Source organism: Paraburkholderia sp. NPDC080076 (assembly GCF_050281145.1).
Classification (GTDB): Bacteria; Pseudomonadota; Gammaproteobacteria; order Burkholderiales; family Burkholderiaceae; genus Paraburkholderia.
On record NZ_JBNNWQ010000002.1, the window covers coordinates 76,662 to 102,019 of the forward strand.

Below are 25,358 nucleotides of genomic sequence, written 5' to 3' on the forward strand. Positions count from 1 at the left end.
ACATTATGTTGCTGCGCCTGGCTCGACTTCGCGCGGTGGCTGTGAGGGCAAGCGTTTTGGCGGCTACACGCGTACCGGTTGGCGCACGATAGCTTTATCCCGACAGCATTTCCCTGGGGAATGAGATGATGACCTCGCTTCGACACACCGCTACCTGGACGTTTCTCGCGATCGCATCGTGCGCGATGCCGGCGTTCGCACAGAACGCCGCACCCAATCCCGCCACGGCCGCCCGCCCTCCCGCCGCGACGGCGGCCAACGGCTACGGTCTGAACGCACAGCTTCCCGCCGACCGGCGCGCCGCGCATCGCAGCAGCGAGCAGGGCCTGCTCGGTGCCCCGAACCCATACGGCACCGACGGCGCGCAAGGCAATACCAACGACGCCCAACGCGCCGCGCTGCTCGACTCGCAACGCATGACGGTGCTGGGCGGTGATCAGGCTGCGCAACCGGCGGTGGGCAAGGGCAAAGGCCAGCGCAAAGCGCCGGCTGCGGCCAACGGCCAGGTCCGTGTAGCCGGCCAGCCGGGACGGCCGAATGCGGCCGACGGTCTGACGCCCGAAGGCGCCGCAAGAGCCACCTATGCCGACCCCTACGCCACCAAGCAGGGTGTCTACCGTTCTCCGTGGTGATTTCGCCTTCATGACAAGGGCCGCGCGCCGGATCAATCCGGCGCGGCTTCCTCCGCAGTAGCCGGTTTTCGCCGGCGCCTCGCTGCAACACCTGAAGGCCGCGCGCTGAAAGACGGCGCTTCGCCTTTGCCGCGCTTACCGTCCACCTCAAGCAACAGCATCGCAAGCCGTTCCTCGAAGGCGCGAATCGTCGACTCCGGCGAGAGCGCGCGCTCCGCATAATTGCGCGCCGCCTTGCCGAGTGCCGTGCGCCGTTCCGCGTCGCTCGCCAGCACCGTGATCGCCGCCGCCAGCGCTTTCACGTTGTCCGGCGGCACGACCACGCCCCGCGGCGCTACGGCTTCGTAGAGCGCCGTGCCGCGACGCGCCATCGCCACGGTCGCGCGTCCGCTTGCGAACATGCCCGTGAGCTTGGACGGCATGACGAGATCCGCCGCGTCGCCGCGTTGCGGCAACACGTGAATGTCAGCGAGGTTGAGCAGTTCGTTCAGGCGGTCCACCGATTGCAGCGGCAAGAACACGCAATTCGTCAATCCTGAGCAGCGCGCGACCAGACTCTCTTTCGCCGCGCCGCTGCCGCAGAACACGAAGGTGAGGTCCGTGCGTGCGGCCAGCGCGACCGCTGCATCCGCAAGCGTTTCGATGCCCTGCTTCGCGCCCATGTTGCCGGAGTACAGAATCACTTTCTGCTCGGCAGGAATCCCGAGCAAACGCCGAAATTCGCTCGGCCGCGCAAGCGGAAAGATGGTCGACACGTCCACCCAATTGGGCAGGCAGACAACCCGTGACGCGTCGACGCCCTTGGTCGTCGCGCGCGCGCTCATCTGCCGCGTGATCGACGACACCGCATCGAAGCGCCGCAGCAATGCGCTTTCCACCCAGCGTGCGGTGCGGGCCGCGAACGAGCTTTTCAGCAATCCCAGATCGAATGCCGCATCGACCTCGTAGTCCTGAATATGCAGCCACGCGCGCGCGCGCGTGATGCGTGCGAGCATCAGCGAACCCGGCGCGCACATCAAGGTCGGTGCGATCAGCATGACCGCGTGGGGGCGCCACAGCACGTGCCGCACGAGCAGCGGCAGCGAGGTCGCCGCAAAGGTCGCGAGATGCAGCATCCGCTTCAGGCCGCTCGGACGCGCCGGCACCCATAGCGGCGCGCGCCAGATCGCCACGCCGTCGCGCGTCTCGTGCTGATACCGCCACGAAACGTAGCCTTCCCCAATACGCCACTCCGGGTAGTACGGCGGCGCGCACACCACGCGCACCTCATGTCCGCGGCTCGCCAGCAGCACGGCCATTTCCGCCGTGTACTTGCCCACTCCCGTCAGCTCAGGCGCATAGTTGATGCCGTAAATCAATATCTTCATCGTGGCTGCCAGAACAAGTTAGGGCGTGATGCGCGCGACGTGGCTGGGCGGAGCGACTCAGTCGCTCAACATCAGTGCACAGCCGCGGGCGATGTTGGCAGCCGCGGAAGGCGGATCGAAACGGCGAATCACATCCATGCACCGGCGCGCGGTGCCGCCCGCGTCGGCGAAGGCCTCCATTGCCTTGAGCATGGTGCGTTGCAGGCCGGCGACATCGCCCGCTGTAAACGCATAGCCGCTCACCCCGTCGATCACCAGTTCCGGCACGCAGCCGCAACTTTCGCTGACCACTGCCGGGCAACCATGCGCGAGCGCCTCGTTGACCACCAGTCCCCAAGGTTCGCTGTAACTCGGCAGCACCATGCAGGTGGCGCCGTAGTATTCCCGTGTAAGCGGCTCGTCCTGCAGACTGCCGACGAACGTCACCGCGTCGCCGAGTTCGAGCTCAGCCACCTTGACATGCAACGCTTCGCACATCGGGCCGGTGCCGACAATGCGCAGCTTGGCCGCCGGAATACGCCGCCGTAATCCGGCGAGCGCCTCGATCAGCGTGCCGATACCTTTCTCTTCGGACAAACGCCCCACGAACAGAAACACCGGCGGATTACCCGCACGAGCGGCGACCCGCTCGACCAGCGCACGTTCCGGCGAAAACGAACCCGGCATCGCCGCGGCCTGACACGGCACAAAAATCTTGTCGCGCTTCGCGCCAAGCGACAGCAGATACTCGCGGCTGCGCTCGCCGAAGCCGAAGTAACCATCGCACAGCGAGAAAAACACGCGCTTTGGAATCGACGTCAGCAGCTTTTTAGGCCGGTCACGCGCGGTCGAGTCGCAGAAAACCGCACGCCGTTTGCCGGTCACGATGCACGCCGCGAGCATCGCCCAGTATTCCGGGCGGTGATAGCCCGGCAGCACGATCAGATCCGATTTGGTGCGCAAGACTTCCCACGTGAGCCGTGCGATCAGTTTCATGGTGGGCACGTCTTCGTAGCAGCCGTCGAACAGCTTTTGCATCGGATAGCGATGAAACGAGTAATCGACGTCGGAAAAGCCGACGCGGTCGTGCTCCGTATCCGCGATCTGCACCATCGAATAGCGAATCGCTCCGGAAGCCGAAATGTTATGCAAGGCGGAAAACACGACACCCTTGTGGCGCGACCACACGACGTTGTGGAAGATCGTGACTGACGCTGTCATTTTTATGCCACTCCTCGAAAAATCGACCCGCGTGCCTTGCGCGTCCTGCGCATGCACAGCGTCCCAAGCGGTCCTTTACTCCAAAGCCGCGCGCCTAGGCCTCGATGGCGGCAGCCGGTGTCGAACCAGCGTGTGATTCGACGAAGTCCCGATACGTGGATGCGATTCCGTCCTCCAGACCGATCGTGGCCTGCCAGCCCATTTGCGCGAGGCGCGAGACGTCGAGCAGCTTGCGCGGTGTGCCGTCGGGTTTCGAGGCATCGAATACGAGCTCGCCCTCGAAACCGACGACCTTGCAGATGCATTCGGCGAGCTCACGAATCGACAGGTCCTCGCCCACTCCGACGTTGAAGAGGCCCTCCGTCACGTTGTGTTCGAGAACGAACAGCGTGGCCGCGGCGAGATCGTCGACGTGCAGAAATTCGCGGCGCGGCGTGCCCGATCCCCACACCGTCAAAGCGGGTTCGCCATTCAGCTTCGCTTCGTGCGCCTTGCGCACCAGCGCCGGCAGCACGTGACTGCTCTTCAGATCGTAGTTGTCGTTCGGGCCGTACAGATTGGTCGGCATCAACGCGACGTACTGCGTGTTGTACTCGCGGTTGTACGCTTCGCACAGTTTGAGGCCGGCGATCTTCGCGATCGCGTAGGCGTCGTTGGTCGGCTCCAGCGGCGAGGTCAGCAGGTACTCCTCGCGGATCGGCTGCGGACATTGCTTCGGATAGATGCACGACGAACCGAAGAACACCAGCCGCTCGACTTTGGCGCGGTACGCGGCATGGATCACGTTGGTTTCGATCACCAGGTTTTCATAGATGAACTCGCCCGGCTGCGTCGCGTTCGCGAGAATGCCGCCCACGCGCGCGGCCGCGAGCAGCACCACGTCGATCTTTTCGCTTTCGAAGAAGCGATTCACGGCCGCCTGATCCGTGAGGTCGAGCTCCTTGCGCGAGCGGGTGATCACGTTCTGATACCCCTCGGCGGCGAGACGCCTGACCAGCGCGGAGCCGACCATGCCGCGGTGGCCCGCGACGAAGATGCGTGCTTGTTTGTTCATCGCAAGTTACTCGTGATGTTCCAGCGCCGTGAATCCGGCCAGTGTGACGAGCGCGTCACGTCGTGCAATCTGATAATCCGAGCGCACCATTTCCTTGACGAGCGACTCGAACGAGGTGGTCGGCCGCCAGCCGAGCTTCGCATGCGCCTTCGACGGATCGCCGAGCAGCGTCTCGACCTCGGCGGGCCGGAAGTAGCGCGGATCGACGCGCACGATCACGTCGCCCGGCGACATCCTGATCTCGCGCCCTTCCACCTTCTCGACGATGCCGACTTCATCCACGCCGGTGCCTTCGAAACGCACGGTGACGCCCAGTTCAGCGGCGGCGTGCTGCACGAACTGACGCACGCTGTACTGCACGCCGGTGGCGATCACGTAATCCTCCGGCTGTTCCTGCTGGAGCATGCGCCATTGCATTTCCACATAGTCGCGCGCATGGCCCCAATCGCGCAGCGCCGACAGATTGCCGAGATACAAGGTCTTCTGCATGCCCACCGCGATACGCGCAACGGCGCGCGTAATCTTGCGCGTCACGAAGGTCTCGCCGCGCACCGGCGATTCGTGGTTGAACAGAATCCCGTTGCAGGCATAGAGGCCGTAAGCCTCGCGATAATTGACCGTGGTCCAGTACGCGAACAGCTTGGCGACGGCATACGGGCTGCGCGGATAGAACGGCGTAGTCTCCGACTGCGGCACCTGTTGCACGAGGCCGTACAGTTCCGAGGTCGAAGCCTGATAGAAGCGCGTCTTCTCCTGCAAGCCGAGAATCCGGATCGCTTCGAGAATCCGCAAGGCGCCGAGGCCGTCCGCATTGGCCGTATATTCCGGCTCCTCGAACGACACCGCGACGTGGCTCTGCGCGGCGAGGTTGTAGATCTCGTCCGGCTCGACGCGCTGGATCACGCGCAGAATGCTGGTCGAGTCGGTCAGATCCGCGTGGTGCAGAAAGAGGCGCTGGTCCGGATCGTGAGGATCGCGATAAAGGTGATCGATCCGGTCTGTGTTGAACAGGGATGACCTGCGTTTGATGCCGTGTACGTCGTAGTCTTTGGCGAGCAGCAGCTCCGCCAGATACGACCCGTCCTGTCCAGTGATGCCGGTGATCAGCGCGACCTTACGTTTCATGGAGCCTTCTCCTCGTTAACCTTTGCAATGCGAGTGCCACAAGCTTTTGCTGCGCGGCCGGCAGTCGGCCGCTGTCTCAGCCGGCGATGCTGTCGTAGCCGTAGTAGCCGCCCTGATAGCCCGAGCCGAGGAACGCGCCTTCCTGCGGCACATCGGTCAGCAGCACGCCTCTGAGCCCCACGCCGCCATTGCGCAGCCGCTTGGCCGTCTCCATGACCTCGTTGAGCGGGTGGCGGCCGTGGCGCACCACCAGCAGCGTCGTGCCCGCGTACTTGCCGATCACCGTCGAGTCGGTCACTGCCAGAACCGGCGGCGTGTCGACGATCACGAGGTCGTAGTGCGACTTCAGTTCTTCGAGCATCGTTTCGAAACGCTTGCTCATCAGCAGTTCGGCAGGATGCGAGGGCAGCGTGCCCTTGGCGAGCACGTCGAGACCCGGCAACACGTCGCGCTGGATCATCGAGCTCAGGTCACCGCCGCTCAGCACGTCGGACAGACCCGGCTGATGCGCGACACCGAAATGCGAATGCACGTCGCCGCGCCGCATGTCGCCGTCGATGATCAGCACACGCTTGTTCGCCGACGCCACCAGCGCCGCCAGATTCACCGACAGGAACGACTTGCCGGAATCGGGCCGCGAGCCGGTGATCATCACCACGTTGTTCTCGGCGTGATCGAGCGAGAGCTGCAATGAGGTGCGCAGATTGCGCACGCCCTCCACGGCGATGTCTTCCGGCGCCTGCTGCGCCAGCACATGCAGCCCGCGACGGCGCAGCATGACGTTTTCCTGCAGCTTCAACTGGGTCTGGCTGCGCGGCACCACCGCGAACACCGGCACGCCGAGCATGCCTTCGAGTTCGTCCGGACGCTCCACGCCGCCGTACATGGCGCGCTTGAAGAAGGTCAGCAGAATGCCGAGCACGAGGCCGCCGCCGAGCGCGATCAGGATCGCGATCACGCGCTTCGGACGCACCGGTTCATCAGGTGCTTCGGCGAAGTCGACCACGCGCACGTTGCCCACTTGTCCCGCTTTCGCCACGCGCAGTTGCTGCGCGCTATTCAGCAGATTCGTGTACAGCTCCGTATCGACGTGCACGTCGCGCAGCAGCCGCAATGCGGTTTGCTCCGTATCCGGCATCACCGCCACGCTGCGATTCATGTTGGCTGCCGCGCCTTGCAACGCGGCGATCTGCGCGTCGAGCGAGGCCACCGCCGGGTGATTCGCCGTGAAGCGTTGCGACATCTCCGCGCGTTGCTGCTGCAAATCCATCAGCTTGGTCTTGTTATCGACGATCTGTTGCAGCAGCAGGCGGCTTTCTTCACCCAGATCGACCGTGCCGTGCGTGTTGCGGAACTTGTTGTAGCGTTGCTCGGCGTCGTCGAGTTCCTTGCGCAAGCCCGGCAGTTGTTGATCGAGAAAGGCCAGCATGTGCTCGGCCTCGGTCGACCGGCTCTCCACATCCTGACGCACGAACTCGCGCGCCATGCTGTTGACGATCGCGGCCGTCAGGCCGGCGTCGCCGCCTTCAAGGCTCGCGCGGATCACGCCGGATTGCAGCGTGGTTTCCTGCACCAACAAAGCCTTTTGCAAACGGTCCACGGTGCTCAGCGTCGACGCGCGCTGCAATTCGAAACGCGAGCCCGCGGCGCCGACCAGCTTGTCGACGCGCAACGTGATCGGGCCGTCGGCGGTATCCGTTTCCACGGTTTCGCCGACTTTCCCCGACAGAATCGCAATACCGTTCTTGTCCCGCAGCACGTACGACCCATCATTGCCGGAAATCAGCGTGAAAGTCGCGTCGTACATCTCCTTCGAGGTGTCGAACCGCGACACCGAAATGCTCTCGTCACCCCATGCATAGCCGGACAGGTTGATGAACTGCGGCAACTTGAAGCCCCATTGCCCGTTCACCAAGCCCGCAATCATTCCGCCGATGAGCGGAAAATAGCGCGGCGTAGCCGTGATATCGAGGTGCAGTTTCTTGACGGTTTCTTCCGTGACGAGCCGCGACTTCAGCAACTCGATCTCGGCCGCCGTCGAAGGCTTGGTGTCGAACATGCCGGTGAGCGGCGGCAAGGAATCCTTGCCGTTCGCATTGGCATTCGCCGTCTTGTCCTCGACGTGAAACAGCACATCCGCGCGGTACGTCGGCGGCGCGAGGAAAGCGTACGCGCACCCCAGCGCGAGCGCGATCAGCGTCACCATCACGATCGTGCGCCAACCTCGCACGATCGTCCGCAGATAGTCCGACAAGTGAAGCTCGTCCGGACCGGACACGTCGGTGTAACGGTTTTCAAAGTTGATTGCCATTTTCTTCACCCAACAAAGCCCGGCGGTTCAAGATCACGTTGTACGGTTACTATTTCGCGAGGACGGCGCCCGTCACAGCCGCATTGATTGCCGGCAGCAGCAGGTTCAACACACGGTTGAAGCGGACCAGCCCGCCTTGACCGACATACACCACGTCCTTCGGCTGCAGTTCGAACTGATTGGCGAGCACCATCGACACCGGCGAGGTCGCGTCGAGGTGGTACACCTCAGGCGCTTCGCTCGTCGAGTTGCGGATCACGAACAGTTGCCGGGCCGCGGCCGTGTTCGAGTCGAAGCTGCCGCTGTCGGAGATCGCCTGCGAAAGCGTCAACGAGCCGTTGCGCATCGGCAGGATGGTCGCCGGCTTGTTGACCTCGCCCATCACGTAGACACCGCTGTCTTCGCGCGACGCCACCCGCAGCATGTCGCCCGGTTGCAGATAGATGTCCGACGGATTTTTGCCACGCTTGATCAGATCGTCGAGGTTGAGCTGATACGGGACGCCGTTGCGGATCAACACCACGCGGCTGCGATCCGCATTCGCGCTGAGGCCGCCGCTCAAGCTGATCGCGGTCGTCAGCGACATCGGAATGTCGTTGACAGCCTGAGAGCCAGGCGTGCGCACTTCACCGTCGACATAAACCTGCTGCGCGCGGAACGAGGCCACCCGCACCGTCACTTCCGGCTTCTGGTACACCTTGCTCAGACGCTTCGCCAGGTCCTTCTGGATCGAGGCGACGTCCCTGCCCGCCACATGCACGTTGCCTGCGTACGGAAACTGCACATCGCCGTTTTCGTCGATCAGGAAGCCAGGTGCGGCATCCGTCGTCTTCGTGTTCTGTGCCGGCTGACCGAGTGCGGCAGCCAGTTCCGGGTGATCCCATACGACGATCTGCAGCACGTCGCCGGGGCCGACCTTGTAAACGGTCGGCTTGCCGAACAACGCGACCGTTGCCGGCGGCAGCGCCGAGCTCGTCTGAGCCTGGTTCATCTTGCGCAGCAGCGCGAGGTTGATATCGGTAATCGGGATCTGCTGTTGCGATGCCGCTTCAGTACTGTAGTCACCACCCGTGTCCTGAATTGCGGCAGGCGTGACCATCCGCTGGCCCGGAGCGATGCCGCATCCGGAAATCAACGTTGCAGTAGCGAAAACCAGGAGACTTCCCGTGCGTAGACCAAGCGAGCTCATGATGTTTCCTCCTTGTGCCACGGCGTTTTTCCTCAAAGTAGAAAGCGCGTGGCGTTTTTAACAACTAATAAGCGTTTCGATGCACCAGTCCGGCGACTATCGTCGCGCCGATAATCCGCATGTCGAGTGCGAACGACCAATGGCCCAGGTAATACAGGTCATGTTCGACACGACGTTCCATCTTTTCGATGCGGTCGGTTTCGCCACGAAAACCGTTGATCTGTGCCCACCCCGTAATCCCCGGTTTTATGCGGTAGCGATTGATATAGCCCGCGACCACTTTCTGATAGAGGTCGTCGTGCTCGAGTGCATGGGGACGCGGTCCTACGACCGACATGTCGCCACGCAACACGTTGTAGAATTGCGGCAGTTCGTCGAGGCTCGTGCGGCGCAGGAAAGCGCCCACTTTGGTCACGCGCGGATCGTTGCGCGTGGCCTGCCTGACGGTGCCTTTTGGCTCGATATGCAAACGCATCGAGCGAAACTTGTAAATCGTGAATACGTGACCGTCTGCGCCTTTGCGTTTCTGCTTGAACAGAACCGGACCGCGCGACGACAGCTTCACCGCGATCGCAATGGCGAGCATGACCGGTGCAAGAGCGATCAGCGCGGTCAACGCGAACAGACGGTCGAAAATTTCCTTCTTCAGCATCGAACTGGCGGACAGCGGCGAAGCCACGAGATTGATCGCCGGCACGCCGAGCAGATCGATCACGCCGCTGCCCTCGAAGAGCGCGAGGCTGCGCACGTCCGGCATGAAACGGATGTTCACCAGATCGTCGCGGAATTCGCCGACCAGCGAACAGATCAACGGCTCTTCGGAAAGCGACAGCATCAGCCACAGTTCATGCACGTCGTTGGTCCGCATGTAGCCGGCCAAAGCATCGACGGTATCGAACACCGGCACGCCCGGGCTCGCGACCGACGACACGTCCGGACGCGCGTTGTACACGGCCGTGGCGCGAAAACCGGTGGTCGGCGCGGCGTTGATCCGGCGAATGATCGCGTCGCACTGCGAGCCGCTGCCGACAATGGCGACCTGGTGCAGATTCATCCCGGCGCTGCGCGCGCTCGCCAGCACGGCATGCGTCATCAGCCGGTACGCGATCAGCAGGCCGCCGGTCACCGCCGTCCAGTACGAGAACCACAGCCGCGACACGAAGTCGATCCGATGCAGCGAATACATCAACACGAGCGCGCTGCCCTGCACCATCAGCCACGCGAGCGACACCTGGCCGGCCAGCACCAGCTTGGAGCGGCCGCGCCATGATTCGTAGACGCCGAACGCCGGAAAGATGGCCAGCGCGAAGGCCGCGGAAAACATCACGAGCGCCCAATAGAACCCGGATTGAGCGAGGTAATCAAAGCGGATTTGCGACGCCACCGCCGCTCCCGCCAACACCAATGCAACATCGAAAACCCGCGCGAGCAAATCCTGAAACTTGCGCATTTTGGTCACCTCGTTCTTGCCGTTCTTGTCCGCAGTTGAGTCCGGCGTGCTGTTTAGGAGCAGCGGCCGTAGTTGTCGTTAAACCTCACAATGTCGTCTTCACCGAGATAGGTGCCTGACTGGATTTCAATGATTTCGAGCGGCACCTTGCCCGGGTTTTCGAGCCGGTGGCGGGTGCCGAGCGGAATGTAAGTCGATTCGTTTTCACTCAACAGAAACTGCTCTTCACCGCGAGTGACGAGCGCCGTGCCGCGCACGACGACCCAGTGTTCCGCGCGGTGGTGATGCAATTGCAACGACAGTTGCGCGCCCGGCGTCACGACGATCCGCTTGACCTGGAAACGCTCGCCATGGTCGATCGAATCGTAGAAACCCCACGGGCGGCGCACCTTGCGATGCGCGTCGGCCTCCGGCGCGTGCTGCGCCTTGATGCGCGACACCAGACCCTTCACGTCCTGCACGTGCGAGCGGTCGACCACCAGCACCGCGTCGGCGGTTTCGACCACCACGACATTGGTGGTGCCGACGCAGGCGACCAGCCGCCCTTCCGAATGCGCGTAGCTCGATACCGCGCCTTCGAACGTCACCCGGCCGCGTCCTGCGTTACCGTTGGCGTCCTTCTCCATCGCGGCCCAGACGGCGTCCCAGGAACCCAGGTCCGACCAGCCGGCATTCAGTCCGACCACCACGCCGGCGGGCGTCGCCGGCGCGCTCGCGGCCGCGCCATCCGTCGTTTGCGGCTCGGCCGTCTCGGTCAGGCGCTCCATCACCGCGTAGTCGATCGAATTCGCCGGCGTACTGAGGAACGCATCGACCAACGGCCGGAAATACGCACCGTCGACACGACCACCGGTGAATGCGCGTTCGCAAGCCGCGTGCATTTCCGGTTGCAGACGCTTCAACGTATCGAGCCACACGCTGGCGCGGACGATGAAGATGCCGCTGTTCCACCAGTACATGCCCGCCGCGACGTACTTCGCCGCGAGTTCTTCCGCGGGCTTTTCGACGAAACCGTCGATCGCATGGCCGCCGCCCGCCAGCTCGGCACCGATGCGGATATAACCGAAGCCCGTGTCGGGGCGCGTGGGCGGCACACCCAGCGTCGCGATCGAGCCCTGCTCCGCATAGCGTGCCGCGAGTTCCAGCGCGGCCTGCAAGGCGGGCACGTCGGCGATCGAATGATCCGCGGGCATGACGACGAGAATCGCGTCGCTACCATCCGCGCACGCCAGCGAAGCCGCCAGCGTCAGCGCAGGCGCCGTATCGCGTCGCGCCGGCTCGACAATAAGACGAGCGTCGACGCCATTTTCATGAAGTTGTTCTGCGATCACGAAGCGATGTTCTTCGCCGCATACGATGATCGGCGATGCGTCCACGCTCCAGCCGGCCGGAAAGCCTTCCATGCGCCGCGCGGTGGCTTGCAGCAGCGAGTCGGAACCGACTACGTCGATCAGTTGCTTCGGATAGTTTTCCCGCGACACCGGCCACAGGCGCGTGCCCGAACCGCCCGCCAGGATCACCGGGACGATGCGCGCGCAACGCGCGCCTGCCGTCGCGCCATCCGCACCGGTCGGGGCGACCGACGCGGTGCCTACAGCTCCCTGATTCGACATATTCGCATTCCTTATAATTTCCAAAGATCAACGGAAGTACGGACCGGATGCCGTGTTGCCACGGCGATCCGGCTGGCCCCGTCGCGCTATTCGCCGACTAGTCGGCGACTTTGAATCCGAAATTCGGTCGGCGAAATTCTCATCCGCTTGCGAAACACTTTCGCGAGGCGGTCGCCGTTACCCATACCCGTGCGGCGGGCAATCTTGTCGACCGGCAATTCCGATTCGGTCAACAGGCTGCAAGTCACCGCAAGGCGTTCGTGCAACAGAAAACTCGAGGGCGTAATGCCCATTTCCATCTTGAAGCGGCGCAGAAAGTTGCGCTCGCTCATCGCGGCGAACTGCGCCGCGTCGGCAATCGAAATCGCCTGCTGGCAGTTCTCTTGCAGCCAGCGAGCTGCCGCGCGCACCTTGTCGCCGGGACTCAGGCCACCGTCTTCGCCGAGCAGCGGCGCGAGATTCGAGCACGAGTCCGCCAGCAGGCGCTCGGCAACCGTACGCGCCGTGGCGCCGCCGAGATCGCGCTTGATCATGGCGAGCGCGCTTCGCATCGATTCGAGGCGATCGCCCGCATCGGCCGTCTGTTCCGGCTGGCGCGCCGACACCGGCTGCGCCTGTGAGTCGCCACCTTCCTTGCTGTCGGGCACATACGCCGCCTCGAGCAGCGCGCGGCCTTCCGCGATCGGCCGGATCATGCCGGTGTTGCGGCGCACACGGCGCAGCCACGCGATCAGGCGTTCATCGCCAGCGGCGGCGAATGCGCCTTTGCCGCCCGCCACATACAACGCGTCGAAACCACCGTAATGCCGCGCGTCGAGGCCGTCTGTCCAGACCCGCAGCGCGGACGACGAAGTCACCATGCCGCCATCGGCCGACAGGAAGGACACGTCGTATAACCAGCCGCCCGAGCCAGACGAAGCCATTTCGTTCGCTGCCTGGAACACCTCGGCAACGACCCCGGCTCCCTGCAGCGAGCAGTCGTTGAACATCAGTATCGCGATGCGACGCATACCCTTGTTTGGAGCGTGCACCCAGCGCAGCATTGCGGACTCGAGACTCGCGCAGGTCATAGTCATCCTCTCACCAGAAAACGGATCTACTTTTCACCTCGGACGGCCGCGGAGAGGCCGGCCTCTGTGCAGCGCATCATAGTCACCGCCACTCAAGCATTTAGCCGCCATGACCGAAAGCGCAGACATGTTGGCGTATGGACAGGGTGACCAACCAGGGATTTTCGGAACACCCCCACTACCGCCGTCTTTTCAACGAATTAATTGCCGATTCCACATAGGAATGAATTGGCATTCTGCGAATGTTAATGCAAATAAAAGCGCCATTTCGTACGCCACCGCACACACCACGACTACTCGAAAACGGCGCAGTTACAATTTGATCCATCCATCGCCATGCCGATTTGAAGTGACTTTTTTCCATGGGGACGCCAGAATGAGCGCAACCTGCTTCGCTATTCCAGCGCCCGCCGCGCCCCTTGCCTACTTGGGTTTCTTCTGACGATATATCCGCGGGGATGGCAATAAGTAAAACGAACATCCAATATAAGCACTTGAGAGTGCGACAAAATTATTTAGTTGGTTGTTATTGGATCTCACGGATATAAACGTGACGATTAATGTTTCAAACGTGAAACACGGGAATAAGACCACTTTAGGCGGCACGGCAATAGACGGGCCAGTGGCGGAATGTGTCGAGTGGCAACCGGGCTATTTCCGCCAGCGGTTTGCGGAAATACACTATGCGGTTTCCGCAACACATTGCTTCGAGAGGTGGGTCGAGGCGGCTTTGACCTGGTGAACTAGTAGTTCGGCGACGCGTCTGTTGCCTTTGGAAGGACAGCGAACGACACGGGGAACACATGTCGAATGTACGCGAACAGCGCGCGCCGCGAAAGCGCGTCGACGGCTTTTCCGGCGGCAGTCGAGGGCTGAGGAGCGGCATTGCCGCCTCGGTGGCTGCCGTCGTCCTGCTCGGCCTCGCGGCCGGTCGATGCGCTGCGGCCGATGCTGCGCCGCAGGCAAATGGTGGGGGCAATGGCGAATTCACCGCGGACGGCAGAAAGTGGACGCCGTGTGCAGCGGAATACGGCACCTGCCGTTTCAACGGCACGCGCGACGTGCTGTATGGCACTGCACAACAGCACGTCGTCAAAACGTTCTCGAATAGCGCGGAGTGCAACAACGGCGTATTCGGCGATCCTGCACCGGGCGTGGAGAAGCGTTGCGCGATGGCGCCAACGGTGGCGAATAATGCAACCGCGTCTGTCGCGAAGCAGGACGCAACGCCGAATGCGGCAATGCAATCCGCCACACCCACGGACCTGAAGGCGCCGCCGGGACAAGGGCTGCGTTGCTCAGCGCCTTCGTCGCAGGTCCCCACGGCCGCGAGCGGCGATCTGCTCGAAGCCGACACGCCCAGCGACGGCACGCGTCTCTTCGCCATGAACAAACCGTTCGCGCTGGTTTTCGCCACGCGCCCAGCGCAAGCCGACACGCTCAACTGGCAGATACGCGACACATGGAATGCCGTGCGTGCCAGCGGACGCTTTCCCGTTGCAGTTGGTGCGACGCTGTCCACGTTGAGCTGCGCGTCGAGCGTGGCGGGCTACTTCGCGGTGTCCGCATCGCTGGAACGCGGACACGGGCAGTTCGAATCGCGCGGCACGCGTCCCGCGGGCATCGTCACGTTCGGCGTGCTGCCGGATCCGTCCGCTGCGCTACCCGTCGTGCGTTTTCCGTATGAAGATCTGCATCGGTTCGGCGGACAGGGGGCCGCTTATCTTGCGCCGGGACAGCACTGCTGCGACGGCGACGGCTATCGGCCGGTCTATACCGCTCTCGGTCTCACGTGGGTCAACGACAATCGCAACTGGTATATGGAGGAGCCGAAAAAAACCGGCACGTTCGACCCCGCGAGCAAACAGCTCACGCCCTTCTTCCGGCGCGGCGACCTGCTGCGGCTGATCCAGCTCGACGGCATCCCGCAGTGGGCAAGTCCGACGAACAAGGAGACCCACAGCTATGCGCCGACCTCGCTCGCGCAGATGAAAGACTACATGGCCAAGGTGGGCGCCGAGTCGAATCGCGTTCGCATGACTTACTTTCCCAAACAGCGCGACAACTACTATCAGGTGACGTGGGAACCGGACGCCGACGGCGGTCTGCCGTGGCGCGACACGGACGCGAATTTCATCGCCATGTACAAGGCGGTCTGGGAGGGCATCCATCAGACGGATCCGCATGCGGTGGTAATGGGTCTGACCTATTCGTCGGTGCAAGGTAACGTCACGTGGATGCGCAAGCTCGGTCCGCTTGGCATCGGCCGCTATATGGACGGCATGACGATTCACGGTTACTACGACATCGGCACGACGCCCTCGCATCCGCCCGAGCGCGTCGCGGATTCCGGCAATCAGGGCACGGTGCCAGGCGCGTTGCCCGCCGCGATGCGGGCGCTGCGCCACGAAATGCGTCTTTACCTGAAGCCCGGCGCGCCGCTCTTCGTGACTGAAACCGGCATCAGCTACGACATCGGGCAGTCGTATGGCAAGAACTATCCGGGCGCGAACGTGCTGTATGCACAGGCTGCCGTGACGGCGCGCACGCATCTGATTTTGCTCGGCGAAGGCGCCGACATGACCTACGTGTTCTATCTGGCGGATATGCCGGACGCCGCGCCGGGCTACGGCATTTTCTTCGAGCTCGATCATCCGAAAGGCGCCTACGGTCCTTCCCGCATCAGCCCGAAACCCGCGGCGCTCGCGGTGGCGGCGATGACGCGAATCATCGACGGCACCGACACGCTCGGCCCGCTCAAGGATCTGCCCCAAGGCGTCTACGCCTACGCGTTCCGCCGGCTCGGCGGCGGCAAGATCGTGACCGCGTTATGGACGCATGACAACGACAAGTGGAACGCCAAAAGCGGCTTCGACGCGAGCCGCAGCGTGGACTTTCGGCTGCGGGTCGACGCGCCCGGCACGACCGGCGAAGTGACGGCGTTCGACATGATGGGCAACGCGACGAGCGTGCCGTACCGCGACGGAATGGCTAGCCTGAAACTCTCGCCCGCGCCGGTCTATGTCGTCTCCGGCAACGCCGAAGCCTTCAGGAACGCAGTCGCCACGCCCGAAGGTTACATGGCGCATTAGCGGCGCGATGTGACGATAGTTCGGCGTGATGTGACAGGTTCTGTGGCCCTTGGCGCACATAGTATGCAGGCGGAGGCACGTTAGCATGCCTATCAACACGCTGGAGCCGAAACATGAGCGGCCTTGCATGGATGATGCTGATACTGGCCGCGATGATCGGCGCGTTTCTCTTCGCGACGATCGGCGCGATTGTGCTCGCGCTTCTTCTGACGAGCGTTTCAAGCCGGCTCACGCGGGACGATGATCACCATCGTGACTACTAGCTGACCTGGCGCTCAACCGGCGCGAGAAGCGGGGGAGATGACATGCTGCTGACCGAGATCGATTTCCTGGACGTGGTCCGCCTCACGCCCCTGGTCGCATTCGATCTGATCGTCAGCGATGCTCAAGGGCGCGTGCTGATCGGCCGACGCCGCAACCGCCCTGCCCGTGGCACATGGTTCGTTCCCGGTGGCCGCATTCATAAAGACGAAACACTCGACGCCGCGTTCACGCGCATCGCCGACGCCGAGTTGGGCATCGCGCAACTGGCGCGCTCGACGGCACGCTTCGAAGGCGTGTTCGAACATCACTACAGCGACAACTTCGCGGGCGAGCCGGACGTGTCGACGCATTACATCGTGCTCGCCTATTCGCTGACGCTCACGGGCACCGCGCCGCTCGGACGGCCCGAGCAGCACAGCGAATATGTGTGGCTTGCGCCTTCGGAACTGCTCGCGCGCGCGGACGTCCACGAAAACACCAAGGCCTATTTCCGCTGATACGGGAGCAAGCCGTCACGCGGGCCTGAACCCGCGCCGCATCGCAATCTGGCGCTGACTGTGAGTTCGGTAACGTGCCGGCCACGGTCGCTACAGTATGATGCGAGCTCACCGTCAGAGCTCGAATCACTATGCGATTACCGGCAATCAGGCTCGTTCGCGATTCTTTCACTGCTTTACTCGCGGTCTTCTTCCTCACCTTTCTGCCAGGCACGGCGCGCGCGGTCGATTGCGGCGCCGGCACGCTGGTCACTGTGGTCGCGCACCTCGACGACGATCTGCTCTTCGTGGACCCAGCCATCAGCGAGCGTCTCGACGCGGGCTGGTGTATCACCACGGTGCATCTGATCGGCGGCGCCAACGGCGGCGACTTCGCTTATGTTCAAACGCGCGAGCGGGCCTCGCGGCTCGCCTATGCGCGCATGGCAGGCGTGCCTGACGAGTGGCTCGAATCCAACGTGACGATTGCCGGCAAGCTCGTGCATCAAATGGTGCTGAAGGCCCGGCCGCAGGTGCGCCTGCTCGAATTGCGCCTGCCCGGCGGCGCCGTGCGCGGCGGCCGCGTGCCGCTCGGCCTGCTGTGGGAGCAGCACTCCACGATCTCCACTTATCCGATGAACGCGGACGGCTCCGTGCGCGTGAAATACGATCGCGACGCGTTGTCGGCCACGTTGAAAGTGATACTCGCGCAAGCGACGCTGATCTACACGCTCAATCCGGACACCGTTCCGTTTATCGAGCATCCCGATCACATCTATTCCGCGCGCATTACCCGCCACGTCGCGCAGACGCTCGGCAAAGGCGTGCCGATCGTCTATCACGTCACCTATCCGACCGGCGTCTGGCCCGGCAATCTTCCCGCCGCCGAAGTGCAGCGTAAGCGCGACATCGTCGCCAGCTATTTTTCGATCGACGGCAGTGAGTCGTCGCATGTATTCGGCGAGTTTCAATGGGACGGCAACTGGATTTCGCGCCGCTATGCGTTTGCCGATCGCTCCGATCGCCGCGTGCCCGATTTCGTGTCTCATCCGATTCAGCTCTTCAATGCGGCGGCGAGCCGCTGCCTGACCTCCGCGGGTCCGGGCCGCGCGCCGACACTCGCCGCGTGCACGGACTCGTCCACGCAGCATTGGCGATGGGACCCGCTGACCGTGTATCCCGGCAATACGCGCAACGCCGCGCTCGTGAGCGTCGCGACGTCGCAATGCATCGCCGAACGCGACGGCTATCTGGTCGCCGAGACTTGCGATCAATGGGACCTGGCGCAGCGCTGGACGCCGTGGGACTTCGGCCTCGTCTATACACCGATGCGGCATTGCCTCGGCGAAAACGATGGCAAGCTGACCATGCGCGGCTGCACCGCGCTCACCACCCGCTACCGTTGGGCCACCACGCAACGTACCCAGGCGAACGACCTGAGGCTCGCCACGGCGATGGTCGGCGACATCGCCGGCTCGGGCGAGCAGTCCGCCGTGTACGTTCAGCGGCAACACGACGGGCCGGGATTCGACGTGTATGCCGCGTCGCTCGCGAAAGCGTCGCCGCCCGCGCTCTGGTATGCGGGCGCCGTCCCATTCGATCCTCTGGCTACCGCACCGAGCTGTGCCGGCGACAAACTGTGCTTCGACAGCGTGCGCTTCCTGCTCGGCGATTTCGACGGCGACGGCAAGGCGGATCTGATGATCGTCGCGGCGCGTCAGGGCGGGACCGCATTCTGGTTGCTCCGCAGTGCCGGCGACCGGTTCGAGGCGCCGCGCCTCTGGCTGCAGACCAGCAATACGTTCAAGCCGGAACTGACGCAGCAATATGTGGCGGCGGACTTCACGGGAACGGGACGGGCCAGCGTGCTGATCGCGCAGAAGCGGCCCGACAGCGGGCTCGATCTGTGGATCGCGTCTTCGCAAGGATCGGGCGTCTCAACGGGAGCGGCGCCGGCGCTCTGGGCGCAGGCCAAAAACCTGCCGCAGAACGTCAATCTGCTGGTGCGCGAAACGGCGGGCGCGCGCGCCTCGCTGCTCGCGGTCGACGGCGCGAACGGCCGCCTCGCACTCACGCCCATCACCAACGAAGGCTCGCGCATGAGCGTCGGCGAGCGCAACGTCTTGCCGGCAAGTTTCGCCCCCGACTTCGTGAAGGTGACAATGGGCGCCGTGCATGGCCGCGACAGCAACACGCTGATTCTGCTGAGCCCGCATCTCGACGAGTCGAGCGAAGAAGCGATGGTCGACGTCGCCACCCTCGACCTGAGCGGCGCGGCGAGCGCGCCGGCCCAGGCGGCGATATTGCACGGCATGACGTGGTCGGATGTGTTTCCGCAATTCGTGCGCGACAGACAGGGTGCCGCACTCGTGCTGTTTCGACGGACGGACGCGACTCTCGGCGATTTCTATTTCACCGGCGGCGCCCCCGCGCTCACGCGCTATCCTTCCGGAAACGGCCTGACACTGGGCGAAGCTCAGGAACTCGGCAAACTGCCGGGGCTTTTCTCGGAGACAGTGCGAATCGACCGGCTCGCGCAGTAGCGCGGACCGGCCGGTCCGATAGACGTCAGGCCGAAACCTGTAGCTGAACGAACTTGCGCGCGATCGTCATGTAACGATCCGCGGTGTCGTGCAGCGTGTAGCCGGCCAGTTGCCGGTTCGCGCGCGGCGTGTCGAGCGCGTGCAGCAGCGCGCGGCCGTAGGCTTCCGGGTCGGTCGTATCGACCAGGTTGACGCCGGCGAAAGCGCTCGCAAAACCGAACGAGGGAATCCGGCTCGCCACGACTGGAATACCCGACGCAAGCGCCTCGAGAAAACCAATGCTCTGCGCTTCGAAACGCGACGGCATCGCGAAGACACGCGAGGCGCGCAGAATCGCGGCGACGTCGGAACGCGGCCCACTCACCGTCACCTTGCTTTCCAGGCCGAGCTGACGAACGAGCGACAGCACCGCCCTGTGATAGTCGAGATCTTCGACAACGCCGCAGAACAGCAGATGCGCTTCCGGCTCCGATTGCAGCACGCGCTCGAACGCGCGGATCGTGTCCAATTGGCTCTTGCCTTCGATATAGCGGCCGAGCTGGACGATCTGCTTGGGGTGCATGCCGATATCCGGCGCGACGGCGTCGTTGGCTTGCGCGAACAATTGCGCGTCCACGCCATTCGGAATCACGACCATGGACGGATGCCGGCCAATCTCACGAAGGTAGTCGTCGATATTCTGCTGCGACACGCCGATGATCGCTCTCGCCCGTCGCGAGAGGAGGCGTTCGGCCCGCTTGAGCGCGCCGTTCTCGAAGTCGTTGACGCCGGAATGCATCACCCACGCAATTGGCGTGTGGACCGGCAGGAGGCGCACATACAGCGCGGCAAGCGTGGCGTGAGCCACGATGAAGTCGGGCCGGAACCGCCGTACCACGCGATACAGGTGCAACAGCTTTCCCACCCTGCCGTAGCGAACCTCGGGAAACAGACACGTGACGCCCGCCGCCTGAAGTTCTGCGTGAATGGCGGCGAAATCGTCCTGCTCTGGGAGCAGCGACGTCATGCAGACTTCATGGCCACCGCGCTGATGATGAATGGCCAATCCTTTTACGAGTACTTCTGCTCCGGACAAGCGCGGTGCATGAACCAGTTGAAGAATCCTCACGATTTATCTCTCTGGATAACCGCCTTTTTTGCGCAGCGGAGGGATGCCGCCCCCGTTATTGCAGACCCCAAATAACGTCGGCATCCATCATCGTGTATCGCGCGTTCCCTTTCGCGGAGCGCGTCAATGGCTCAGTAAAACAGCGACAGTTCCGCTGCGAAGTCCATGTCGCGAGGAAACGTTACACCCAAGGCCCAGCACTTTTACGCCAACCCCAAGAGCTTTTCGGCGGGTCAATGAGCGCTAGCGCCCATTTCTCAGTCGATTAGCCGAGCCAGATAGTTAGGCATCCGTTTCAAATTATTGCGACCCCAATTCGTTATGGCGAAAAAATACTGGTTTCGCCTGACGGATCTTTTAGTGTGATCAAAGCAATTAGTACTGCATTAATGTTCATACGTAACGACTCGTTACTTCTTTTAAACACACTAATGCGTATTGTTGCGGTCGATTCTTCCCAAATTGAGCTTTTCTAGCTTACAGGACAGTAAAAAATTCATCGGCTCGCGCCGTGAATTCATGTACTGCGATCTGAATCGCGCTGTTCCTCAACTCGCTGGCCGTTTTCGTCGTACCTTCCCCGGTCGTCCGATTCCGCCAAATCCGCTTCTGTCGGCGGTTCGGTTTCGTATGACATGAGTTTCTCTGCAGAGAAATGCGTTCGGGGCCGACATCCCGGGAAGGCATCACCTTCGCGCAGCCGCAAAGCCGCGCACACAGGACGCCAGTGTCGAAGCCTCGGTCATCGGCTGGCTTGCAAATGAACCCCGATGTTCGCTCCACCTCCCGACGCGCTTTGCGCGAGGACACGGACGAAGCATCAGCTAACGCATTGCTTACAGATTGATGAAATCGCACCTACTCGCACTCTCGACACTCTCCCTTGCACTCGCCGCATGCGGCGGCGGTGGCGGCGGCAGCACCACCGGCACCGCGGCAAGCCAGTCCAACAGCAACAGCAGCAGTTCGAACAGTTCGGCCAGCACGTCTGCCGCTAACAACCCCAGCACCGGCACCACTGCGCTGAACGCCACGGGCGGCACCGCGGCCATGAGCTGCGCCTCGCCCTCCACGTCGGCCGGCTCGGGCAGCGCGACGATCTCCGCCGATACGCCCAGCGCCGACGGCACGCGCATCTTCGCGGCCGGCAGTACCTTCCAGCTCGCCTTCAACACCAACGCGCCGAGCGCGGACACGCTGAACTGGGCCGTCACCGACACGCTCGGCCGCGTCGCCGCGAGCGGCAGCACCGCCGTGCCGAGCGGCGCGAAGACCATCACGTTCAATTGCACCTCGACGCTCGCCGGTTATTTTGCGGCGACGGGCACGCTCGCCAAGAACGGCGGCCAGTTGCCGCAAGCCGGCACGCGTCCGGTCGGCATCGCGAGCTTCGGCGTGACGCCGAACCTGTCCGGCGTCGTTCCGGCCGTCACCTATGCGCGCCAGGAACAGCATCGCTTCGGCATGCAGGGCGCGAACGACAACGGTCCGCTGCTTGCCGCGCTGGGCATTTCGTCGACGATCGACGACCGCCAGCTCTCCACCATGGAACCGAACGGACCGAACACCTTCAACCCGTCGACCAGCAATCTCGATTCGTTCTACAAGAGCGGCAACGTGATGCGCCTGATCCGCCTCGACGGCATTCCCGCCTGGGCGAGCAGCACCGGCGCCTTCCAGGACGACACGACGCTGCCGACCGATATTTCGTATTACCAGAGCTATATGAGCCGTGTCGGCACGGAATCGAACGCGATTCGCGCCGCGTACTTCCCGACCCAGTCGGCGAACTACTATCAGGTGACGTGGGAACCGAACCAGATGTGGACCGATACCGACGCCAACTTCGTCGCGTTGTACAAAGCGGTCTACCAGGGCATTCATTCAACCGATCCGCACGCGATGGTGATGGGCCCGGCCGATGCTTTCCCGAGCCTGACCACGACGCACCTGAAACGCCTCGCGCCGCTCGGCTTCGGCCAATACATCGACGCGGTCGCCACGCACGGTTACTACGACGCGGGCACCTCGCCGTCGCATCCGCCTGAGCGTTACGACAGCGACCCGTCCACCGCGGATGGTTCGTTGCGCGGCCAGATGCGCAACCTGCGCACGGAGATGGCCACCGACTATCGCACCGGCATGCATCTGTTCTCGACGGAAGCGGGCATCAGCTACGACCTCGGCAGCTCGTACGGCCCGAACTATCCGACCGCGAACGTGCTGTACGCACAAGCGGCGGTCGCGGCGCGCATGCACATCATCACGCTCGGCGAAGGCGCAGATCAGACCTACGTGTTCTACGGCGCGGACTATCCGGATGAAGTCGGCTACGGCACCTTCTTCGACCTGAGCGATCCGCAAGGTGCGTTCGGCGCGTCCAACATAAGCCCGAAGCCGGTTGCCATGGCAATCAGCGCGATGACGCACACGCTCGACGGCACCACGACGCTCGGTCCGGTGAACGGCACGCCGACCGGCGTGTACGCCTACGCGTTCCAGCAGGTGGGCAACGGCGCGGTGGTCACCGCTTTGTGGGCGCACAACAACAACGTGTGGAGCGCGAGCACGGGCTTTAGCTCGACCTATAGCGTCTCGTACAGCCTCAACGTCGATGCGCCAGGCACGAGCGGCACCGTGAAGGTGGTCGACATGATGGGCAACGCGACCAATGCGAATTACAGCAACGGTGTGCTGACGCTCAACCTGACCGAATCGCCGGTGTATGTGGTGTCGAACAATGCGTCGGTCGCCAAGGCCAACGCGACGACGCCGGTGGGATACGTCGCCATGTAAGTTGCGCGTTTGATGGACCCGAATTCGGGTACGCGGCGGACATGAAAAACGTCAGCCGGCTCGTGGGCCGGCTGACGTTATTTTTTTGGACGCTCGAAACAGGCAAGGCATGTTCGGCGTCGAGATCGAGTCACGATGTTCTCGTGGCGCTGGCGATTGCTTTCATCGCGCTTGAAAAAACCGGTCAGATTTCCTGCATGACTTGTGCGCCGGCCAAACTGCCGGGCCTGATGTGAGCTTCGCCCGGACCACAGCCAGGCAAGCGCCTTAAAAACCAGAAACCCCAACCTAAAGCACAAAACAGGCGCACACTACCTTATTGCTCCCCTGCGGAGCAAAAACCGCCAATTTGGGAGTCCATCATGGCAAAAGGTCAAATGCGCAGTAACCGCGAAGTCAAGAAACCGAAACAGGCGAAGAAACCTCAACCCGCCACTTCGCCATCAGGCGCGCCGCCGATTCGCATAGCACCGAGCGTGTCAGCGACCCAGAAGAAGCACTAAAGCGAGCAAGCCCGCCCCACACAGGCGGGCATCCTCGTCGACAAACTACTTCGAAATATCCTCCAACGCCACGTCCCGCGTCTTCGGCCCAAGCGTCCCGATGGCCAGCATCACTACCGCCATCGCCCCGGAGATAAACACGAACACGCCGTCCACGCCGAAGCGGCTCAAACATCCCGCGATTACGAACGCGGAGAACATCGCCGAAATCCGGCTCCACGAATAAACGAATCCCACGGCCCGCGCCCGAATGCTAGTCGGAAACAACTCGGCCTGATACGCGTGGTAGCTATACGAAATAATATTTCCCGCTAGCACGAGACACACGCCCAGGCTCACCAGCAACACCGTCTCGCGCGCCTGGCTGAACGCCAGCCCGCACACCACGTTGACCGCCGCCATGCAGATAATCACTGTCTTGCGCTCGAAGCGGTCGGCGATCAGCAATCCCAGCAACGGCCCGAGCGGTGCGGCAATCGCGATGATGCTCGCGTACATCAGACTCGTCGTCACCGTAATGCCCTGCTTGATCAGCAAGGTCGGAATCCAGTTTGCGAAGCCGTAATAGCCCATTGTCTGGAACACGTGAAAGATGATCAGCATCAGCGTGCGCTTGCGATACGGCGGCACCAGCAGATCTCGAAACGCCGCCCGTGCGCGCACCGGTTCGGGCGAGGCCGGCTCCGGCAACGGCCGTCCGTATTCGCGCGCCACGCGTGCTTCGAGCCGCGTCATGATCGCGTCCGCTTCGTCGATGCGGCCTTTCTGCGCGAGCCAGCGCGGGCTCTCCGGCAAACGCAGGCGGATCCACCACACCACGATCGCGCCGACCACGCCGGTCAGCACGACCAGACGCCAGCCATCCAGGCCGAAGTAGCGATGCGGCACCAGCAGATACGAGAGAAACGCGACGATCGGCACCGCGCAAAATCCCACCGCCTGTGAACACGCCGACGCGCGTCCGCGCACATGCTTCGGCACGAGTTCGGAAATGTACGTGCCGATCGTGACGATCTCCACGCCAATGCCGATCCCCGCAATGAAGCGCCACAGGTTGAGCCCGAGCGCCGTGTCCTGGAACGCCATGATGATATTGGCCGCCGTGTACCAGAGCAGCGACCACGTGAAGATCGCGCGCCGGCCAAAACGGTCGGCGAGAAAGCCGCACGCCGCCGTGCCGATGAACAGGCCCGCGAACAACGCCGCGATGAAACTCGCCACGCCGCTGGTGCCGAACAGACCGTGCGTGGTCGCGGTGAGAATGCCGCTGCGCACGAGTCCCGGCGCGATGTAGCCGGAGAACATCAGGTCGTAGAGTTCGAAGAAGAGCCCGAGGCTCAGCAGCATCACCAGCTTCCAGATCGAACGCGTGGCCGGCAGGCGGTCGAGCCGCGCGGAAATACGCGCGCCATCGAGCGCGATTTCGTCCGCGCGGCCGTCCGCCGACGCACCCGCGCCAGAGGGCAAACCGCCGAGCGCGCCGGCATCGCCGACCGCTGTTGCATACACCGCATGATTCGACGACTTCATCGTCTGTCTCCTTTATCCGGTCTTGCGCCGGATGA

Annotated in this window: 19 protein-coding genes; 7 read left to right on the forward strand and 12 right to left on the reverse strand. The window is 63.0% G+C overall.

Annotated features, from left to right (window positions below; all coding sequences use genetic code 11):
* The first annotated feature begins 125 nt into the window (after nt 1–125).
* The gene (locus ACQKRQ_RS07740) at nt 126–632 is read left to right on the forward strand and encodes a hypothetical protein (RefSeq protein WP_408432393.1); all 507 of its coding nucleotides are present in this window, start codon (nt 126–128) and stop codon (nt 630–632) included.
* Between the two features lie 32 nt (nt 633–664).
* On the opposite strand, the gene ACQKRQ_RS07745 is transcribed toward ACQKRQ_RS07740, so the two are convergent.
* The 9 genes from ACQKRQ_RS07745 to ACQKRQ_RS07785 form a co-directional block, all read right to left on the reverse strand.
* Complete coding sequence (locus ACQKRQ_RS07745) at nt 665–1,999, reverse strand: glycosyltransferase WbuB (RefSeq protein WP_427476227.1); 1,335 nt, start codon at nt 1,997–1,999, stop codon at nt 665–667.
* Between the two features lie 57 nt (nt 2,000–2,056).
* A complete protein-coding gene (locus ACQKRQ_RS07750; RefSeq protein ID WP_132375927.1) occupies nt 2,057–3,199 on the reverse strand; it encodes a glycosyltransferase family 4 protein in 1,143 nt (380 codons plus the stop codon).
* Between the two features lie 94 nt (nt 3,200–3,293).
* Entirely contained in the window at nt 3,294–4,253 is a 960-nt protein-coding gene (gene fcl, locus ACQKRQ_RS07755) for a GDP-L-fucose synthase (protein ID WP_427476229.1), read from the reverse strand.
* A 6-nt stretch (nt 4,254–4,259) separates the two neighbouring features.
* Nucleotides 4,260–5,378 carry a GDP-mannose 4,6-dehydratase gene (gene gmd, locus ACQKRQ_RS07760; RefSeq protein ID WP_132375929.1) on the reverse strand — a complete coding sequence of 373 codons (1,119 nt, stop codon included), beginning with the start codon at nt 5,376–5,378 and terminating at the stop codon, nt 4,260–4,262.
* Between the two features lie 76 nt (nt 5,379–5,454).
* Nucleotides 5,455–7,689 carry a polysaccharide biosynthesis tyrosine autokinase gene (locus tag ACQKRQ_RS07765; protein ID WP_132375930.1) on the reverse strand — a complete coding sequence of 745 codons (2,235 nt, stop codon included), beginning with the start codon at nt 7,687–7,689 and terminating at the stop codon, nt 5,455–5,457.
* 49 nt (nt 7,690–7,738) lie between these two features.
* Complete coding sequence (locus ACQKRQ_RS07770) at nt 7,739–8,878, reverse strand: polysaccharide biosynthesis/export family protein (protein ID WP_408178814.1); 1,140 nt, start codon at nt 8,876–8,878, stop codon at nt 7,739–7,741.
* Between the two features lie 64 nt (nt 8,879–8,942).
* Nucleotides 8,943–10,328, reverse strand: coding sequence for an undecaprenyl-phosphate glucose phosphotransferase (locus tag ACQKRQ_RS07775; RefSeq protein WP_342960127.1), 1,386 nt, complete (start codon nt 10,326–10,328; stop codon nt 8,943–8,945).
* Between the two features lie 53 nt (nt 10,329–10,381).
* A complete protein-coding gene (locus tag ACQKRQ_RS07780; protein WP_427476233.1) occupies nt 10,382–11,941 on the reverse strand; it encodes a mannose-1-phosphate guanylyltransferase/mannose-6-phosphate isomerase in 1,560 nt (519 codons plus the stop codon).
* A gap of 86 nt (nt 11,942–12,027) precedes the next feature.
* A complete protein-coding gene (locus ACQKRQ_RS07785) occupies nt 12,028–13,011 on the reverse strand; it encodes a helix-turn-helix domain-containing protein (protein ID WP_132376975.1) in 984 nt (327 codons plus the stop codon).
* 803 nt (nt 13,012–13,814) lie between these two features.
* Here ACQKRQ_RS07785 and ACQKRQ_RS07790 point away from each other — a divergent pair.
* The 4 genes from ACQKRQ_RS07790 (at nt 13,815) to ACQKRQ_RS07805 (ending at nt 19,386) form a co-directional block, all read left to right on the forward strand.
* On the forward strand, nt 13,815–16,103 hold the full coding sequence (locus ACQKRQ_RS07790) for a hypothetical protein (protein WP_427476235.1): 2,289 nt from the start codon (nt 13,815–13,817) through the stop codon (nt 16,101–16,103).
* A 113-nt stretch (nt 16,104–16,216) separates the two neighbouring features.
* Nucleotides 16,217–16,366, forward strand: a complete 150-nt coding sequence (locus ACQKRQ_RS07795; RefSeq protein WP_165923870.1) for a hypothetical protein — start codon at nt 16,217–16,219, stop codon at nt 16,364–16,366.
* A gap of 45 nt (nt 16,367–16,411) precedes the next feature.
* Complete coding sequence (locus ACQKRQ_RS07800) at nt 16,412–16,864, forward strand: GDP-mannose mannosyl hydrolase (RefSeq protein WP_132376976.1); 453 nt, start codon at nt 16,412–16,414, stop codon at nt 16,862–16,864.
* A gap of 131 nt (nt 16,865–16,995) precedes the next feature.
* Complete coding sequence (locus tag ACQKRQ_RS07805; RefSeq protein WP_427476237.1) at nt 16,996–19,386, forward strand: PIG-L family deacetylase; 2,391 nt, start codon at nt 16,996–16,998, stop codon at nt 19,384–19,386.
* Between the two features lie 25 nt (nt 19,387–19,411).
* On the opposite strand, the gene ACQKRQ_RS07810 is transcribed toward ACQKRQ_RS07805, so the two are convergent.
* Both ACQKRQ_RS07810 and ACQKRQ_RS07815 read right to left on the reverse strand, forming a co-directional pair.
* On the reverse strand, nt 19,412–20,494 hold the full coding sequence (locus tag ACQKRQ_RS07810; protein ID WP_427476239.1) for a glycosyltransferase family 4 protein: 1,083 nt from the start codon (nt 20,492–20,494) through the stop codon (nt 19,412–19,414).
* Between the two features lie 836 nt (nt 20,495–21,330).
* Nucleotides 21,331–21,780 (reverse strand): hypothetical protein, encoded by a 450-nt coding sequence (locus ACQKRQ_RS07815; RefSeq protein WP_427476241.1) that lies wholly within the window; start codon nt 21,778–21,780, stop codon nt 21,331–21,333.
* Here ACQKRQ_RS07815 and ACQKRQ_RS07820 point away from each other — a divergent pair.
* Together ACQKRQ_RS07820 and ACQKRQ_RS07825 are read left to right on the forward strand one after the other, a co-directional pair.
* Nucleotides 21,749–23,290 carry a hypothetical protein gene (locus ACQKRQ_RS07820; protein WP_427476242.1) on the forward strand — a complete coding sequence of 514 codons (1,542 nt, stop codon included), beginning with the start codon at nt 21,749–21,751 and terminating at the stop codon, nt 23,288–23,290. The two genes, ACQKRQ_RS07815 and ACQKRQ_RS07820, sit on opposite strands and share 32 nt — an antisense overlap.
* Before the next feature lie 41 nt (nt 23,291–23,331).
* A complete protein-coding gene (locus ACQKRQ_RS07825) occupies nt 23,332–23,526 on the forward strand; it encodes a hypothetical protein (RefSeq protein WP_427476244.1) in 195 nt (64 codons plus the stop codon).
* 312 nt (nt 23,527–23,838) lie between these two features.
* On the opposite strand, the gene ACQKRQ_RS07830 is transcribed toward ACQKRQ_RS07825, so the two are convergent.
* The gene (locus ACQKRQ_RS07830; protein ID WP_132375937.1) at nt 23,839–25,323 is read right to left on the reverse strand and encodes an MFS transporter; all 1,485 of its coding nucleotides are present in this window, start codon (nt 25,321–25,323) and stop codon (nt 23,839–23,841) included.
* Between the last annotated feature and the right edge of the window lie 35 nt (nt 25,324–25,358).